The following is a 17370-nucleotide window of genomic DNA, read 5'->3' as shown; positions in this document are numbered from 1 at the left end:
CCCCGCTCATAGGATTGGTTTAGAAGCGACTTTCTTGCTTCGATTCCGATAAACTTAAATAGTCGAAACTCACTGAGCAGCCTTCACCTTGCGGAGATTGCGCGACAACACCTGCTACGCATTCGGCACCTTCATTCATTCCAAAATATCGGATAAGTGCCCAGTTCGCACCGTCCTCCGAATAGGACAAGGTGACACAATGATTTTGCTTGGTTATACGCAAATAAGGTTTGTCAACGGCAACTTTAACGGAGTTACAATCATCTGACATCCCAGCTCTTGTCACCACAGACACAATTATGGGATGCTGTCCGTCAAATTCAAAGCAAATTTTGGCCCAGTTATGATGATCTATCATAAACATGAGGCATCCTGAATCATATTTATGCTGCATATCGACACTAATTCTGGTTGTCATTTCAAAGGAATCCCCAACAGGTACGGATAAGAATGGCGCTGAGCTTGCGATATGTTTTCCTGCTGGGTCTTGGAAAAAATCGGATTTGGGAGGTGCTAATAAGGTCAGTCCATCTAAATCTGTAAATTCCCAGGTTGCAGGGCGATTCATCCAGCTCAGTTGTTTTCTTGTTTCATTTACGAATAAGTTTACAGTCATTCTTCTTCTCCTATCATCAATGGTTTTTCAACAAGACGCCTTGTCTTTCGCCCCATAGGAAAAGCCAGGGCTATCACGCTGGCATAGCTGATAAAGATGAGAATAAATAACAGAGATGGCTTATAGGCATAAATAAGTCCTGAAATATATCCCCAAGGAATCGCGACAATGGACATGACTACTTGTACAGAAGAGAACATATCCGCTTTTTCATATTTACCTAACCGGTTCATTAGAAGCGCATCTCTGTAAGTGGGAAGCAAGAACATTCCTGCAGCCAATACCGTAGTCACTATACACAACATAACAGTATTTCCACTTGGAATAAACAAGAATAATAATGATCCTATTGCACACAATGCCAAGGACAGCTTGACATAGAATTCATCGCTTTGATTTCTCATTCTAGGCATCACTACACTGTATACAAATATAGTAGCAATTGCCGTAATGAATGGAATCCACGAAATCATTTGATCCTTGAAGCCAAGCTCCTCTTTCAGATAAATCACCTGAAAAAAGTTCATCTGCAAAATAATGTTTGAAATAATCGTAATCAATAAGATTGGCAATATTCGCCGATCACGTAATGATTGTCCGAATAAACGAAAGCTCTGGAGAACACCTCGCAAGATATGGGTATTGCTATTCGCTTCAATCATCACTTTTCCGGCTTCGGTCTCTTTCGTTAAGTAGTTTCTAAGAACAAACATGACCGTCATACTAATGCCGCCGGCGAAATAGATGACGCTAAGCGTCGGCATAATTCCATATTTACTAATAACTCCGCCTGCAAGAGGTGCCAACACCCCAGCAGAAATAATAATAATATTCATCATCGCAAACACATGCGAACGCTGCTGTTTTTTTACGTCCTCGATAATTAGTAGGTTGAAGGCGACAGTGACAAATTTATTCGTCGCATTCAATAAATAAGCGATTAAAAAGAGCCAGAAATTATTTGAAAATGCCCAAATAAACATCGGCACACTCCAAGCCACTAGATCGAAAATGAGAGATGTTCTTTTCCTCCCCCATTTATTTGTAACCGCTCCGGCAAACATCTGAAAGACGAACGCAAAGTATAGGTTAACTGAATTAATAAGACCAATCTGAATATCGGAAAGACCTGCCCCTTTCATGTACAAAGGGGCATAAAATAATACAATCGTACCGGGAATTGCCCATAACGGCTCTAGCCAAATCGAATAACGCGGATTGTCTGGGAGCTCTCTGAACTTTTGGAAAATCATTGATTTCACCCTAACATACTAGAATGGATTTGACTGAGGTCATAGGTAGTGGATCTCCGGTACGCATATGATATCCCATAGTTTCGTTGAAAGCTTGCTCGTAGTGCTCCAATGCTACTTTAGATGTAATTAATCCTTCAAGCTCTGGAATGCTTTGCGCGAATTCCAACGCCATGCCAACGATTTGATGAACGGCAACCTTACCTATAATGTTCACTCCATTGTTAATAAAGTCTGTTGGGCGAATGGAAACTTCATATTGATCATTGTAGCCCATCGGAATAATTCGTCCGCCCTTGCCAATCAATTCTAGTGCGGTATGCAATTGATTTCCTACACAATCCACAACAATATCGAATTTACGATTATCGTTCAAAGCCAAGATCGATTCAATGGACATATCAGCTGGATCGAATACATAATCGGCAATGTTGCTTGCAAAGTTGCGGCGATAGTCGTCTGGCTCTGTTCCTACTGTCAGACGTCCGAGGCGTTTGCTGATAAGCTGGCATAAAGATCCGATAGCTCCAGAACCTAATACAACCACTGAATCACTTGGCTTAATTTCCGCTTTCAGAAATGTATTAAGTACGCAACCTAATGGTTCGATCAGCATTGCCGTTTCCCAGCTCATCGCGTTAGGAATCTTATACATATACTTCTCTTCTCCAACGTAATATTCTGCGAAAGTGCCATGTATAGTCATCCCAACCTGATGATCCTCAAAATTTTCACAGTAGCAAAATTGACTTTTCCGACAATAATGACATACTCCGCAGGCTTGGGTAGGGTCAACGATAACACGATCACCTACACTAACGCTCCGAACCCACTTACCCACTTCAACTACTGTACCTACGCCTTCATGCCCGATAACAGTGCCCTTGTTGGCAAAGATTTTACCTTTAATGACATTCAAGTCGGTCCCGCAAATACCCGAACCATAAATCTTAACCTTTACTTGAGTATCAGATTGAATGTTCGGCTCTTCCATTTCCATTAGTTCAACTGTTTTTGGTGCTGTGTATACGAGTGCTTTCATTTGATATTCCTCCCAATATATTATTTAATTTGTTCTTTGCTAGAAACACTCCAGACTTGCAGTGCTGACTGAATGGATTGCTGGATTCGGCCATAATCCTCTTCCGAATGGCTATCAGAGAACACGAAGAATCCTTTGCTGAATATGCCGTCTTTCGCCAGCCGTTTCACAAGAAGCTCACGGAACGGATCACTATAAAATAAATCGCAGCCGTGTTTACGAATGCAAAAGCTTGCATATGTGCCTTGCAGTTCTAAATCCTGAATTCCAAGCTGATCAATCATTTCTTTCAGATCCTGGATTAACCGAGTGGTTCTAGCACGCCAACTTGGCCAGACAGGAGCTTTCTCCATCAATCGCTCGCAGGCGATAAACGCCACTAAAGCAATCGTCTCGCTTGCATGTGCAGAGCTGAACCGAACGTCCGTCAATAATTTCATCCACGGCTCGCCGCCCATAATAACCGCTAAAGGCAATCCATTAGCCATTCCTTTTGAGAGGCATAGTATGTCTGGCCAAATATCATATTCACCCGCTGTTGCCTGCTTTCCCATCCGAATACCTGAAGTAACTTCGTCGAAGATAACGGTTATATTCCTTTGTTTACAATTGTCGACTACGACACTAAGCTCTTCCTTCTTCCATTCATTCGGACATAACACAATACAAGCAATATCATCAGCATCGCGCTTTATTAGCTTCAAAGTTTCAAATGCATCACCGTTCATAAAATATGTAGTATCTCTAATGAATGGAGGTAATCCAAGGGCTTCTGAATTTTGACCATAATATCCGTAAGCAGACCAATCATGCCAACCGTGATACCCTGTGGCAATCACCTTCGATTTTCGACTATAGGCACGAGATACACGAATAGCCGCACTAACAACATCAGCTCCTCCTTTCGCAAATTTCAACATCTTATAACGTTCGTCAAATCTTTTTAGAATGAGCTTCGCTGCTACTAGCTCCAAATCGGCCGCAGTTGAGAAGCTGGTCCCTTTTGCTAATTGTTGTATAATCGCATCCGTTACTTCTACTCGTGCATGTCCCCACGACACAGTTCCCATCGCCATCTCACAATCCAGCCATACATTGCCATCAATATCAGTAAAGTTTGCTCCATTCGCTTCCGCACAGCATAATGCTGTGAAACCGGGGAAAAGTCTTTCTGGTGTTTTTGCTTGTGTGCTACAAGCGCCTGGAATAATTGTGGAAGCTTGCTCCAGCCAATCCAAACTCCTAATGAAATTTTGATGCTGTTTAGTCGGTTCCATTGGTATCCCCTTCATTCAGCGAACCTTCGTTCCAGGCCAGCAACTAGCGTATATTTGGTTGATTAAAAGCACATTTCCATATAAATCTACGATCAGATCATCGTGAGATGCTTTCCGTCGTATTTCAATCCAATATCGGTTGTCGAGTAATCTAGTGAAATTGTCTACCAAGAACAACAACCTTGATGAAGACTGAATAAGCTCCTTACCAAGCACTTGTGGCAGCCAGATCGCCCCATTGGAATTAAAGCGATTAGAATAATTTAATATATCAGTCAACTTTACGAGCTCTGCTTGCTGCAAATGATCCCACAACGAATCTGCATCGCTCCGAACTTCAGCTAAATCAATTCCGATATAAGTTGTTCCATGTTCGAGCTTATTTGATGAAAGACGATGTTCAAGATTTAATAAAGTGAAATTCCACGTATCACTGCTAATTTGATTGCCCCACTTCTTCCAAAAACGCGCTAAATTGTTCTTCCGATTGAAATTTCGATGAATGCCATTGCTTCTTTCCCAATGATAAGCTTGAATTTTAGGATTGATTACGGTTGTATATCCGGCCTCTTTAGCTCTAATTTGGTAATCGAAATCCTCATAGCCGTTAAAAAACTTCTCATCCAAATACCCAACTGTTTCGAATACTTCCCGCTTCATGGCAAACATTGCGAAGATAACCAATTGCACCTCGAAAATATGCTGTGGGATATCCTCAAGCGTTGCATTCAGAAACAAATGGCGACCAATGGTATCTGCAAAAGTAATACCGCAATGCTGTATCCCGCCCGTCTGTGGATATAGAAGCACACCACCAACCATGCCGATGGAAGGACTGCTATTCAACGTATCTTCCATTTGCTCTTGCCAATTAGGATTGAGGATGATATCGGAATCTAGCAAATAAATGTAATTGCCTTGCACGTTACTTAACGCTTCGTTGATTGATATTGCACAGCCTTTCGGATATTCATGACGTATAATCTCTATCTTCACCTTTGCTGATGCTTCACGCTTCAAACGCTCCAGATGCTCTTGGACCTTCGGGCCTGAACCATCATTAATAAAAATAATTTCTGTAAAAGGTTCGATGGTCCTCATTAAAGACTCTGTAAATAGGGTCAGGATGTTGTAATCTTGATTAACTGGTACAATGATGGAATGCTTCATGATCATTACCTCCAAAGTTAAAATAAAAAGATTTCAATCCCTTTGATGACAATTTTTCCTTTCTTTGTAATAATGGCAGGTAGGTTTTATTTTTACAATCTATGATGGAACAATAGTGAAATAATTACATATTTTTCTAAAAATATTACCAATTGAACATTATTAAAAATCAAAAAAGGGATAACTCCAAGGAGTTACCCCATCATCACTATCAGATTCAATCTACTAATCTTGCTTTACACAATCAACCCTGATCTGGAATGATAAATGACACCGTAGTTCCCAAGCCAGGAATACTTTGAATGTTCAAGCCCTGTCCATATAATTGTGTCAGTCTTCTATCCGTATTAAGCAGCCCAATTCCTTGATTCTTAAACTCTTTTGGATTTAACAGCTTGTTGACTTGTGCTTCGTCCATTCCCATCCCTGTGTCTTCAATTTTAAAATGGACAGCATCCGCAAGTGTCTCAATGTGAATACGCAGTGTTCCACCTTTAGCCCGACCTAAAACGCCATGGCGAACAGCATTCTCAACTAGTGGTTGAATCGTAAGCGGAGGCATCAACATATCAAGATTCGCATCTACTTCCCATTCCACATGGAGTCTCTCCTCAAAACGCTGCTGCTGGATATATATATAATTCTCCACCAGTTCAAGCTCCTGTGACAGCGTAACGAGCTTGCCTGCATTTAAGAAGTCAAAACTAATGCGCAGATAAGTTGTGAACGCATCTGATAGCTCTCTCATTTTGGCAGTATCAAAGTCACTTAAGGACATGATCGAATTCAGTGTATTGAAGAGAAAGTGTGGATGGATCTGCGCTTGTAAATAAGCACCTTCCATCCTCAACCGGTCATTGACCGCTCGCTTCATAGATGAAAGGGATAAGGCACGATACTTCAATTCCATTGCATCTACTGGTTTGGTCACATAATCATTTGCTCCAGCTAAGAAGCCTGCATAGACATCTTCCGGCTCACTGCGAGCAGTCAGTAGAATAATAGGCAGTTCATACATCGTAAACCGCTCGCGAATCAATCTTGTCAATTCATAACCAGACATTCCCGGCATCATCACATCAGCGATGATCAGATCAAATCGATCATGGTTTAACTTATCCAGCGCTTCACGTGCAGAAGTCGTAGTAACTATCTGATAGGTTCCATCTGACAAAATATTTTGCAAAACTTTTAAATTGACCGAATCATCATCAACCGCCAGAACACGGATTAGGTCAGAACCTGTTTCCATTTTTGTGAGATGCGCTACTTCCTTCGTGGAATATGTGGCAGCTACCATAGTAGATGTCTCAGCTGTTATCCATGCGCTGAATGGTAACAATGTTTCCGTATCCTTTTCTAGTTGAGCATCCGAAATGGATGATTGAACACGCTCATCTGCTACAGGTAATTTGAAGCTGAACTTACTACCCTGACCCGGCTGGGATTGCAACAATAATTCACTACCGTGTAGTTCGACCAGCTCCTTACAGATACTAAGTCCAAGACCGATACCGCCCTCGCCATAAGCCCCTTGTTCATAGCGCATAAATACACGCTTTTTCAGTGCCTCGTCCATACCTATACCTGTATCCGTGACATGTATCCATACATCTCTACCCACTTGTTCAGCGACCAGTTCAACCTTACCCTGTTCGGTATACTTAAGCGCATTATGAACTAGATTTATAAGAATCTGTACCAATCGCTCCTCATCAGCATAAACACACGGCAAGTTCTCATCTATATGCATGCTAAGCTCCACCTTCGTTCCACCGGTAAGGAAGCGTAACATATCCAGCACACCTTCAACTAAGGACCTTACTTGTACGGCTTTTATATTCATCACAATCCGTTTATCCTGCAATCTCACCACATCAAGCAAGTCATTCAACATGAGCGACATCCGCCGACTGACCATAATTAGCAGTTCCATATCACGTTGACTCTCTTCATCCAGCACATTTTTTTTCCTCGTTAACACGCTCTGGGCAATATTCATAATTCCATGCAGTGGGGTGCGTAGCTCATGTGATGTATTAGCTAGAAAACGATCCTTTAATTTGTTGGCTTCAGCCAATTGAGCATTCAGTAACACATTTTGATGAGATTGATGAAAATATCTCCTAAACCAATAGGTAGAAAAAGCGGCAAGTGCAGCAATTAAATCTACTGGATAAAACATAAATTGTGAGGTTCCTGCGTAATAGACAGACGCCCACAATATATTATTAATCACAGCTAGCACTGAACATAATAAAAATAGAGCTCCCTCAGCTTGAATATATACCATTTTCATAAAATAATAAGCCGTCCAAAATACTGGAATGTAATACAGGATCATATAGACCCCTTTTTCGATCGAATATAGCACGGTCTCTTCTGGACCAAAGATTATAAATAAGGTAAACCCGAGGAGTGAGAGGATATAACTATAAAAAGCCTTACCTTTCCGTAGGTTCCCAAAGAGCTCTCTTCCCATCAGAAACAGGAACAAGCAAAAACCTATGTATGAAAGAACCTTTAGCTTCAATGTCCAGGCAAAATCAACTTGAAGAAACCGGAACAATAGTCCATTATGTTCAACCCCAATAGATACAGCTGCTGCGACCATCATCGAAAAGAAAATAATCAACTCTGTTTTTCGCACATCCATCAAATAAATAATCAGTAAATAGAGCCCGTGAATCAAAAGTAATACCGCTACAATTAGCTGTAAGCCTATGGAATTCCAGTAGACTGTATCTATCTCATGTTGAATGCCAAACTCTACAGACCTAACAATACCTCCTTTTAATGGAGAGCCATAATTTGACGCTCGAACAAACAGATCCATTTGGTTCTGATCTGTCGGTACATAACTGATCAGGAATGACTTCGCGACAGAAACATGGCCTTCTTTCTCTTCAGATAACTTACCGAATCGTGAGAGAACTGTTCCATTAATCTCCACTTCAGAAGCAGTATAGACCGATTGAAACCAAAAACTAAGCGGCTCAGACAAGGGTTGATCCAGCAGAATACGCAAATGATAAGTTCCATATCCATATGCCTTCTCTTGATCTGTTGGATTGAATTTAGCAGTCCAGTTACCCGGCACCTGAAGCCTCTGCCCCTTCGTAGCGTGATTAATATTGGTGGCATTCACCCATTGTTCAGGATAGAATTCCCATTCACCATCCAGTGGAAAGGAGCTTAGTGATTCAATGTCCAACCCACGTAAATCCAACACGCCTTGTTTCACAGTAGGAGGATTGGAGAACGAAAAATGATTATGCCAGCCCCATCGGACAACAATCAACAGACCGATAAATACTATTATGTATAACATATGACTTAACTTAATCTTATTCTCCGAAGTTCTCATGTACGCCTCATTCTTCGATAAATTTAATAGTGCTATATTCCCATCTTCCACTATTGAACATTATAGTCTGATTATACTATATTGCGAGGTCTATGAACTTAAGTAATCCTAGTTCTAAGAACAAAAAAAGGAAACTCCAAATGGATCAGAGTTTCCTTTTTTAAAAAATTATAACGACTCACTACGTTTATTCATTAGCAATTCTACCATTTCTTGATAACCCCTATTTTATGCATGTTGTAAGGGACTAATTCCATTAGAATCTGCAATATTTATGTCTGCACCATGATGAATTAGTAGTTGAACAATAGCCTGATGTTCCTCTCCACCATCGCCCAGTATGATCGCTTCAAGCAATGCAGTCCAACCCAGATTATTGACATGATCAATATTAACGTCAGAAGTTGTAAGTAGCTCTTCCACAATGTCCACATGACCACGGTCAGCAGCAGGGATGAGCGCGGTTCCCCCAAACCTATTCAGAATGGATGTATCGGCGCCTGCAGCAACAGATACCTTTACAAAATCAAGCATACCTTCAGCTCCTGCATAGAGAAGAGGATTATCCGAGCGGTTGTCGCGAATATTGATGTTGGCACCTTTTTCAAGCAAAAATTTGAATATATCCAGTTGATTCGTGTGTACAGCGATCACAGCGGACGTCCTACCATCATTGTCTGTAGCATCAATATCTGCACCATCTGCTAATAGTTTTGTTATAAGATCCTTATCTCCTTGAAGAGTAGCTGCTAACAGTTCTTGATCCAACTTATCCATTTCATTGTGCACCTCCTGAGTTGAATGACATCCTGTAATAAAGAGGAAGAGTGTTAACACGAGAAAGCGCATGGCAACCAACACCTTTCATGTAGACTCGCCTTATTTCGTTGTTAATGTTGCTTGGGAAGTTGCCCATGTGCCCACTGGTGTTACAGTATACGCTGTCCATTCAGCCAATTTACCGTCATTTGTAATATCAAATATACCTACGGCACCTTTACGACTGGAGAATTTATACGTTGCAACCAATTTGTCTCCGTTGGTAGCAGTTAGTTGTACACTACGACCCGAAAACAATTCATCCCCAGGGTCTTGAGTCAAGGTTACATTAATGGAGGTTTCGCTGACAGCTTCCGCACTAGAGATTTGCAATGACGTAATTTCTTTTGCCTCGAATGATGGATTTGCAATATTAGCCCAGTCGGACGTTATAGTATATTTCACGCCCGGTTTCAAGACTTGTCCTTCAGGAAGCCGGAATTTCGGCTCAATCTTACCATCTGTTGATTGTGTAAAAGGAACATACTTGGCAACGATGGATGCCCCACCTTCTGGTGTAATCGTTACTTGTCTACCTTGCATGGAAGGAATGATTTGATATGTGATGCCATTCGCTCTGTTGTCCTCATCCAGAACAAATGCGTTCGCACCACGACCACCACTGTATGCAGAGATGACATATCCATAGTCAATGACGCCATTTGTTTTCAATGCTTCAATCTCAAAGGTATCGTTGCTTACCTGAGCGGTTGTCGTCATATCCACCTTGGCTGCGTTTCCTACAAATGATCCTGCTTTCTTACCCTTGTACGTTAAGTTATAGGTTGTTCCAGCTTTTTGCACCGATGTGGGAACGATATACGTTGCAAGGGAACCCGTTTTCAGACGTGGCATGTTCGTCAAGGTTAGACCATCATTGAATACAAAATCTTCTTTCGCCTTAGCAAACACTTCATTCTCAGCTGTCAAAGGGGCATCCAAGGTCACGATTAATGTAATTTCATTGATCGATTTTACACTTGTAATTTGGGCTTTATCGGAAGGTATTGCTTTACGTGCTGTATTCAGTAAGGCTGCAACTTCCCCTCGTGTTGCGGGTTCAGTAGCGGAATAGAATTTATTAGCCCAGTAGTTTACCGATAAGACATCACGCTTCAACGCCTTCGATACTACTTGCACAAGTTCTGCATCCGTTACCGTTTCGTTAGGGTTGAATTTGCCTTCTTCCGTTTCCATTATCCCTAAACCAACAAGTACTGACGCATATTTGTAATACCATACGTTTGAATTCACATCGGTGATGGGAGCAGCGTTCTCAGCAGCACCTTGTAAGTTAAAGGTTAATACTACCATTTTCGCTAATTCTGCACGATTGATTGGATGGTGTACACCCATCGAATGATCTACATAACCCTGTAACACACCTAGACCTGCAAGTACCTCAACGGCTTCTTGCATTTCTTTATCTGATAACTTAGATGCAGCTGCGGATATCCCGATATTGCTTGATGCAGGTGCTGCTTGTACATTTAACACCGCAAAGGGTAAAGAGGTTGCGCCTAGTGTTGCTGCGACCATTAATGCTGCTACTTTTTTAGATACGAATTTCACTATATTTCCCCCTAAGATCATTAAGTTATTTGTTGTTCATGTCTATAACTGAATGATAACGGAAAGAAATAAACTCTCCAGAAACGATTTATTAATAAAGTATTAACCAGAGCTTAAAATTATCGAAAATCGTCAAGAAAAACGCCATTATACCGTAAATCGGTATCCAGCACCCCACACCGTTTCTATATATTGTGGATTCGAGGGGTCCACTTCCAGCTTCTCCCGTATTTTGCGAATATGAACCGTAACCGTTGCGATATCCCCGCTGGAATCCATCCCCCAGATCCGTTCGAATAGATCATCTTTGCTAAACACCCGATTCGGATGACTTACTAAAAAGACCAGAACATCGAACTCCCGCGCTGTAAACAAAACCTCATGATTCCGCACGAACACCCTGCGGGAATTTTTATCGATATGAACTCCACGGATTTGGATCTCATGCTTCTCCATAGGTTCTAGCTTACTGAGCATGCGTTCATATCTAGTTAGATGCGCTTTCGCTCTTGCTACTAATTCACTTGGACTAAAAGGCTTCGTAATATAATCATCAGCTCCGAGATTAAACGCCCGAAGCTTATCGATCTCCTCTTTCTTCGCAGATACGATAAAAATCGGTACTTCCTTCGCTTCCCTAATACGGCGGCATAATTCAAAACCATCGATGCCAGGTAGCTGTAAATCTACGATAATAAGATTGTAATCCCCTTCAAGAGCATGCCCAAGCCCCTCAGAACCCGTATAACATATATCAACAGCAAAACCATTCAGCTCAAAGTAATCTTTTTCTAATTGTGCTATCGTAACCTCATCTTCAATAATCAGAATCCGTGTCATGCGAATGAAATCCTCCTTCGTCGGTCGTTCGCTTTAAAGTAAAGAACAGGCTTGAACCTACACCTTGTTCGCTTTCCATCCATATCGACCCGCCATGTCCTTCAATAATCTGTCGAGCGATCGCAAGTCCGAGCCCACTTCCGCCTGTCGATAAGTTCCGAGAAGGTTCCGCACGATAAAACCGTTCAAAGATATGCGGAAGAGCTTCAGCCTCAATACCCATTCCATTATCCTTCACTTCAACAGTCACCCATTCACTATCCACTTGCAGAGAAAAACAGATTAATGGATTCGGCTTGTCCATATACTTTAGCGCATTTCCAATTACGTTCAGTAATACGCGTTTTAATTTATCCAAATCTGCAAGAACCTCAATACGCTCTGAGTTGTGCTCGTCCAGCTGAAATGAGACCCCTTTATTTTCGTTATTGTAGCGCATCTCTTCAATACAATCGTCAAGGAATGCGATAATATCAACAGCTTCGAACGAAAACGGGACCTGATTCAAATCCAGCTTGGAATATAGGAACAATTCATCAACCAATTTATCCATTCCAATGGTTTTGTTATAAATAATGTCGACGTACATGTCCATCTTCTCAGGTGTATTGGCGACACCATCTCGTATGCCTTCAATAAACCCTTTAATATTCGTAATCGGAGTACGTAAATCATGTGAAATATTTGAGATTAATTCTTTCCGATTCTCCTCATATTGCAGACGAAGGTTCACTGACTCTTGCAACCTCTGCCTCATCGTCTCGAACGCTTTATTTAATTGCCCGATTTCGTCTTTGGATTGCAGGTTAAGCTCAAACTGAAGGTCACCCTCTTGAATTCGTACTGCGGAATCCCTTAACTTGTTCAGTGGCTTAATAACACTTCGCGTAATCCAGCGATATAATAGCACATTCGCAACCACAAGAACGCCAATCAATATCAGTGAAAAGATCGGTAACAGCCTGCGTGTGAGTTCCGCAAAAGGACTATGCTCTTTGATGACGAAAACACTGCCTTTCGCCCCATCCGAATATTTAAAGTCAAATTTGGCATAACCATAAAATCTTTCTTTAATATTAAACGTGTTACGAATCTGATAGTTATTGAGATCGTAAGGAGGTAAAGCATCCTTTAATTCAGGCTGATTGAAGGTGCGTGATTCAAAAACAGGGTCATTCACTCGCCTTACAAATAGTCCCGCCTTCTCTGTCTTAAGCTTAAAATCATATTCCAGTAACAAATCCTTGTTCTGCAATTCATCCGGGTCATGCTTGGCTAAATACTTTAATTCTAAAAAAATAGATTCCTCTTGCTCTGACAACGGATTTAATTGATAGTGCACTTTATAAAAATCCCGAAGACTGTGAACATCTCCTGTAGAAGCAACTGTAAATAAAGCTGCCGTCATTACGATGATAAGTAAACTAACGACTAGCATTCCTGTATAAGATAACAGTAATTTTATCCGAATCGACACGACTGTTCCCCTCTCACTAGCATTGAATCCGCTAAATAGTCATCTCCGTATTTTAGTGAAATACTATCACATGGGGAGAGCGTTTGCTAACAGAAAAAAACTTCTACCAACACTCGGCAGAAGTTTTTATAGAACTTAATTTACGCGATCTCATTAATGACAGATACGTGGCAATAAATAGATATAATCCGTAGAAAGAAAGAAGGGCTCATTATCGCGCTTTGCGATTTCAAATGCTAATGGCGTTTCACTATGGATAAAATCATTTATTTTTGCGTATCTTCAAACGCAGAACGATTAGAAATTGCGATTAGATTTGCGTATATCATGACAATTTAAGCGACGATCCTTCTATAATCATTATTTTTGCGCTACAAGCATCCGTTTTTCTAGATCTTCTTTAATCTTTTCAATCATTTCGTTTACTTTATCCCCACGAAAAATTAAAGAGGTCTCATAGCGACACCATTGGCTGTTAGGCTTTCTTACAGCTGAGAGCCAATTAAATGAACCTTCTATAAGCATATCCTTGTCGATCCAAAGCGCTTTACTATGAACTCGTTTTGTAATCACTACTTGTACGCCCCATGCGGATAACATTTCTTTTGCTTTTATGAAGTGCGGCAATAAAAAACCATGTCGCTTATTCAGAGCCTCATCGGTGTACACCACAATTTTCACACCTCTTTCAATAGCTTCTAAGCATACGACTTTCAATTCGTCTGCATCCAAAGCATTTGAAGACAAAAAGGGAGAAACAATATGAACCTCCCTATTGGCAGTACGAATACTATTAGTAAGTATTGTTCGATGCCCCTCTAGATCCTGAATATGATCCACTGGCAATGCAAGGCGCGTTTTAAAGTACAGCGGCATCTCCACATTTCGAATTTCCTGTTCTTCGGAAGCAAACAGATAACGAGCTAGTAGACCGGATGGTGTATTAGCTGCCGAATCAAAAATGGGCATATCCCCAAACACTAAAAAGCTATCTTGAGCACGCGATACGGCTACATTCAGCATATTAACACCTGCGTCAAAAAAGAGAGCAGATGTGAACTGCGCATTATAGACAGGTGAAAATATAACTACAGGCCGTTCTGCTCCTTGCAATGCGTGTACGGTCCCCACAGTAATATTTTTCATTGCTTTTAACCCTGTTCTAGCCAACTTATCCAATAATAATTTCTTTTGTTGGTAAAATGGCGTGATAATAGCTACAACCTCATCAATACATTTCGAATTTGATTCGTCCTTAGCATATGGTTTAATCAAGAGATCCTGATTACGATGAATCCAACTCACAATAGCATCAGCCTCTATTTCATTATAAAGACTGCCACTTTTCCTATTCGCTTCACCTGGAATATGAGCATAACCCATATGAGGCAAGTGATAGGTAGACAATGCAGCCCTTTTGGGCTGCAGTCTTCCGTAATAAGCCAATTCATTGCAATAGTTTATAATATCTGGAACACAGCGACGATGCTCCACTAGCCACATTCCACCTTCAGTATTGGATAATGAAAACTTTGACTTTCTTCGCGCTCCCAACATAACTGAACCGCTCGATGCCATAATACCTTTTTCTCTAAATTCAAATGCATCTTGTTCGTTATTGATTATCCCATATGTCAATAAATTGCCTCCATCTATGGCAAATGGTATATTCCAAATCGGTTCAATCTGTAAAATGTCGCCCACTATTAACGCTTTTTTTGCCAGTGCAAATGATGCACCTGCCAATTCAGGCGTTACTTGTCCAGCTTCGTCGATAATCAATGTATCGATGAACTCGTATAAATATTGATCACTTCCCTGCCAAGCTTTAAAAAAAGAAGGCAACATAAATAAAGTCGTTACAAAGCAAGGAGTAAGTTTTGCATAGCGTCTCCATAGCTTTTGCTGACTGTTGATCCCTTTCGTTTGCTTGAAGTTAGGATCACCTAACATATCTCTTGTCTCTAATATCCAACGTCCTTCCCAGTAGTGAACGGCAAGCTTGAATGCTTCATATCGTAAAGTTCGATCCAATAATGCTAAAGTATCACCAGTCAGTTTGTCTTGCGCCTCATCATCGGGAAAATACATTAAGATGTCTTCAACCATCTGATTTCTATACTGGTCCAGACTTTGTCTACAAAGAGAGAGCTGTTGCTCATCTTCTACAGCCACTCTGCAGTTACCTTCAATATTCGAAATAGCCTGCCGCTGATTTGCTTGTGTATTATGAAAGTAAGTTCTTAATTCATCCTCACTTGCAATATCGGGGATTTCTTTAGATTCAAGAAACTTCCGAACTCTTTCGTCTTTGATCTTTCTAACGATTGGAATAAACAAGAACCACTTAAACGGCCATTTATTCAAATAGTCATTACATTCCGCTTCTAGATCCTCCGTCGATTTAAGCTCCAATCTATAACTGTGAATTTGTTCTTCAGCTTGTTTTTTGAAGACAGCTACGCCTTCGGGATACTTGTTATTAAACTCTCCCTCGATTTGGAGTAACTGGCTATAAGAATCCATAATCTGTTCCAAACGGCTCACACAGTTAACCAAACTCTGGTGAAGGAATGCTACTACATCTTCCACCTTAACGAATTGTATACCACTAAACCGGGTAGCTTGCTCTAAATACTCGTAAGCAGCTTTGGACACTTCGTCTAGATTTTCTATACTTGCGAGTAGCCCGTTCTTTTTCCCCGACGAATCCATCTTTATAGTTTGCCAATGCGTTTTTAATTCCTTGTCTTTTTTACTGCTGGCAGCTAAATATGACCCATACCCTTCTATTTGAGGAACCCATCGCCCTGCTAAAGGATGCGGAACCTCTTGTATTTTTGCGAAACTCTCAATGACATTGGTTACAGGTTGATTATTAGAAGATGAAACGACCATGATTGGAGGCTCGCTCTGATTTAAGGCAGCTTCAATCCACGAGGTCGATATTACACTTTGCAAGAAAGTCGTTTTTCCTGTTCCAGGCGGACCATTAAGGGCTAACAACTCACCATTTTCAATGTTAAACCAATTATGAATCGACTCCCTTTGAGATAAGGACAACGGGAATTGCTGACCCATCTGACCAAAGTGTCGGGATGATGATTTATAGGATTCTTCTAGTGTCTTTGCTATTTGTTGAGGTGGGGCATCTATTGAAGCAAAATGTTTCAGTAATGCAGTCGTTGGCTTGTTCTCACGAATATGGTCGTATAGCATCTGTACGGCCGTAGTTGCCCCAGATATCTGTTCATTAAGCATAATATAGGATTCTGTAGTCCGAGAGTATTGCTCATGTTCAAACCCATCTAAATCACTATCCGTTAGATCTGTGAACATCTGAACAGTATGGGACCAGTAGTCCTTCCACATCTCGAATTTAAACGGTTTTTCTGTAAGAAATTGATCTACTGCGCTAAGTGTACTTATAGGATAAACACCACTTAAACAAGGGTCTAAGTAATCCCTAGGAATCCACGGAACTTTTTTAGTCGCTACTAGTAATTGTCCGTTCTTATTAAGTAAGGCCGGAATCCATAGAGGAGTCAGTGTTTCTGGGTGATTGCCTTTATTTCTGCTGTGTTCTTTTTTAATGTAAGAAATTATGGGACATAAAAGCACTTCTATTAAAGATATTTGATTATTTTTATATTTATCTCCAAATAGTTTTTCTGTGGTTTTATTGGGAACAACTCCGGTCATAATATTATCCAAATCTATTATTATCGCTTTTTTCTTCATCTTATCAAAATTCGGATTCATTCGATCAGCATCGGCCAAACTATTTCGCCAGTAATCTAAAGTATTCATCGCTTATTTAATCCATCCCTTTTTCAGGTAAAATAAACCTTCTAAAGATAAATTCTCCACCATTCAACACAATCCTGCAACTACTGACAAAATTGGAATAATTGCGATTCAAGCTTGCTGTTTAAAT

The 17370-nt window shown here is 40.7% G+C and carries 11 protein-coding genes; all 11 read right to left on the bottom strand.

Going from position 1 to position 17370, the window contains the following annotated elements; all coding sequences use genetic code 11:
• Window positions 1-19: 19 nt before the first annotated feature.
• Window positions 20-616, bottom strand: a complete 597-nt coding sequence (locus UQ64_RS08475; RefSeq protein WP_060622998.1) for a DUF1349 domain-containing protein — start codon at window positions 614-616, stop codon at window positions 20-22.
• Window positions 613-1869 (bottom strand): MFS transporter, encoded by a 1257-nt coding sequence (locus UQ64_RS08470; protein WP_060622997.1) that lies wholly within the window; start codon window positions 1867-1869, stop codon window positions 613-615. The genes UQ64_RS08475 and UQ64_RS08470 overlap by 4 nt, the downstream gene beginning before the upstream one ends.
• Window positions 1870-1879: 10 nt before the next feature.
• Complete coding sequence (locus tag UQ64_RS08465; protein ID WP_060622996.1) at window positions 1880-2911, bottom strand: zinc-dependent alcohol dehydrogenase; 1032 nt, start codon at window positions 2909-2911, stop codon at window positions 1880-1882.
• A 20-nt stretch (window positions 2912-2931) separates the two neighbouring features.
• On the bottom strand, window positions 2932-4188 hold the full coding sequence (locus tag UQ64_RS08460) for an aminotransferase class III-fold pyridoxal phosphate-dependent enzyme (RefSeq protein ID WP_082651050.1): 1257 nt from the start codon (window positions 4186-4188) through the stop codon (window positions 2932-2934).
• A gap of 15 nt (window positions 4189-4203) precedes the next feature.
• Window positions 4204-5358, bottom strand: a complete 1155-nt coding sequence (locus UQ64_RS08455; protein ID WP_060622994.1) for a glycosyltransferase family 2 protein — start codon at window positions 5356-5358, stop codon at window positions 4204-4206.
• Window positions 5359-5602: 244 nt separating this feature from the next.
• Window positions 5603-8725, bottom strand: a complete 3123-nt coding sequence (locus tag UQ64_RS08450) for an ATP-binding protein (protein WP_060622993.1) — start codon at window positions 8723-8725, stop codon at window positions 5603-5605.
• Between the two features lie 228 nt (window positions 8726-8953).
• The gene (locus UQ64_RS08445; RefSeq protein ID WP_082651027.1) at window positions 8954-9502 is read right to left on the bottom strand and encodes an ankyrin repeat domain-containing protein; all 549 of its coding nucleotides are present in this window, start codon (window positions 9500-9502) and stop codon (window positions 8954-8956) included.
• Between the two features lie 102 nt (window positions 9503-9604).
• Window positions 9605-11116: an S-layer homology domain-containing protein gene (locus UQ64_RS08440; RefSeq protein ID WP_060622991.1), complete on the bottom strand. Its 1512-nt coding sequence runs from the start codon at window positions 11114-11116 to the stop codon at window positions 9605-9607.
• Window positions 11117-11263: 147 nt separating this feature from the next.
• Window positions 11264-11956 (bottom strand): response regulator transcription factor, encoded by a 693-nt coding sequence (locus tag UQ64_RS08435; RefSeq protein WP_060622990.1) that lies wholly within the window; start codon window positions 11954-11956, stop codon window positions 11264-11266.
• A complete protein-coding gene (locus UQ64_RS08430; protein ID WP_060622989.1) occupies window positions 11934-13433 on the bottom strand; it encodes a sensor histidine kinase in 1500 nt (499 codons plus the stop codon). Before UQ64_RS08430 ends, UQ64_RS08435 begins: the two co-directional genes overlap by 23 nt.
• Window positions 13434-13793: 360 nt before the next feature.
• Window positions 13794-17243 (bottom strand): AAA domain-containing protein, encoded by a 3450-nt coding sequence (locus UQ64_RS08425; RefSeq protein ID WP_060622988.1) that lies wholly within the window; start codon window positions 17241-17243, stop codon window positions 13794-13796.
• Window positions 17244-17370 lie beyond the last annotated feature (127 nt).

Origin of the sequence: Paenibacillus etheri, assembly GCF_001012825.1 — a bacterium.
GTDB lineage: Bacteria > Bacillota > Bacilli > Paenibacillales > Paenibacillaceae > Paenibacillus_AQ > Paenibacillus_AQ etheri.
This window is presented reverse-complemented; position numbering and strand designations above follow the sequence as displayed.

Excerpts from the sequence above, each read along its gene's own strand:
- UQ64_RS08475 (WP_060622998.1), bottom strand. The coding sequence starts at position 616 with ATGACTGTAAACTTATTCGTAAATGAAACAAGAAAACAACTGAGCTGG.
- UQ64_RS08470 (WP_060622997.1), bottom strand. The coding sequence starts at position 1,869 with ATGATTTTCCAAAAGTTCAGAGAGCTCCCAGACAATCCGCGTTATTCG.
- UQ64_RS08465 (WP_060622996.1), bottom strand. The coding sequence starts at position 2,911 with ATGAAAGCACTCGTATACACAGCACCAAAAACAGTTGAACTAATGGAA.
- UQ64_RS08460 (WP_082651050.1), bottom strand. The coding sequence starts at position 4,188 with ATGGAACCGACTAAACAGCATCAAAATTTCATTAGGAGTTTGGATTGG.
- UQ64_RS08455 (WP_060622994.1), bottom strand. The coding sequence starts at position 5,358 with ATGAAGCATTCCATCATTGTACCAGTTAATCAAGATTACAACATCCTG.
- UQ64_RS08450 (WP_060622993.1), bottom strand. The coding sequence starts at position 8,725 with ATGAGAACTTCGGAGAATAAGATTAAGTTAAGTCATATGTTATACATA.
- UQ64_RS08445 (WP_082651027.1), bottom strand. The coding sequence starts at position 9,502 with ATGGATAAGTTGGATCAAGAACTGTTAGCAGCTACTCTTCAAGGAGAT.
- UQ64_RS08435 (WP_060622990.1), bottom strand. The coding sequence starts at position 11,956 with ATGACACGGATTCTGATTATTGAAGATGAGGTTACGATAGCACAATTA.
- UQ64_RS08425 (WP_060622988.1), bottom strand. The coding sequence starts at position 17,243 with ATGAATACTTTAGATTACTGGCGAAATAGTTTGGCCGATGCTGATCGA.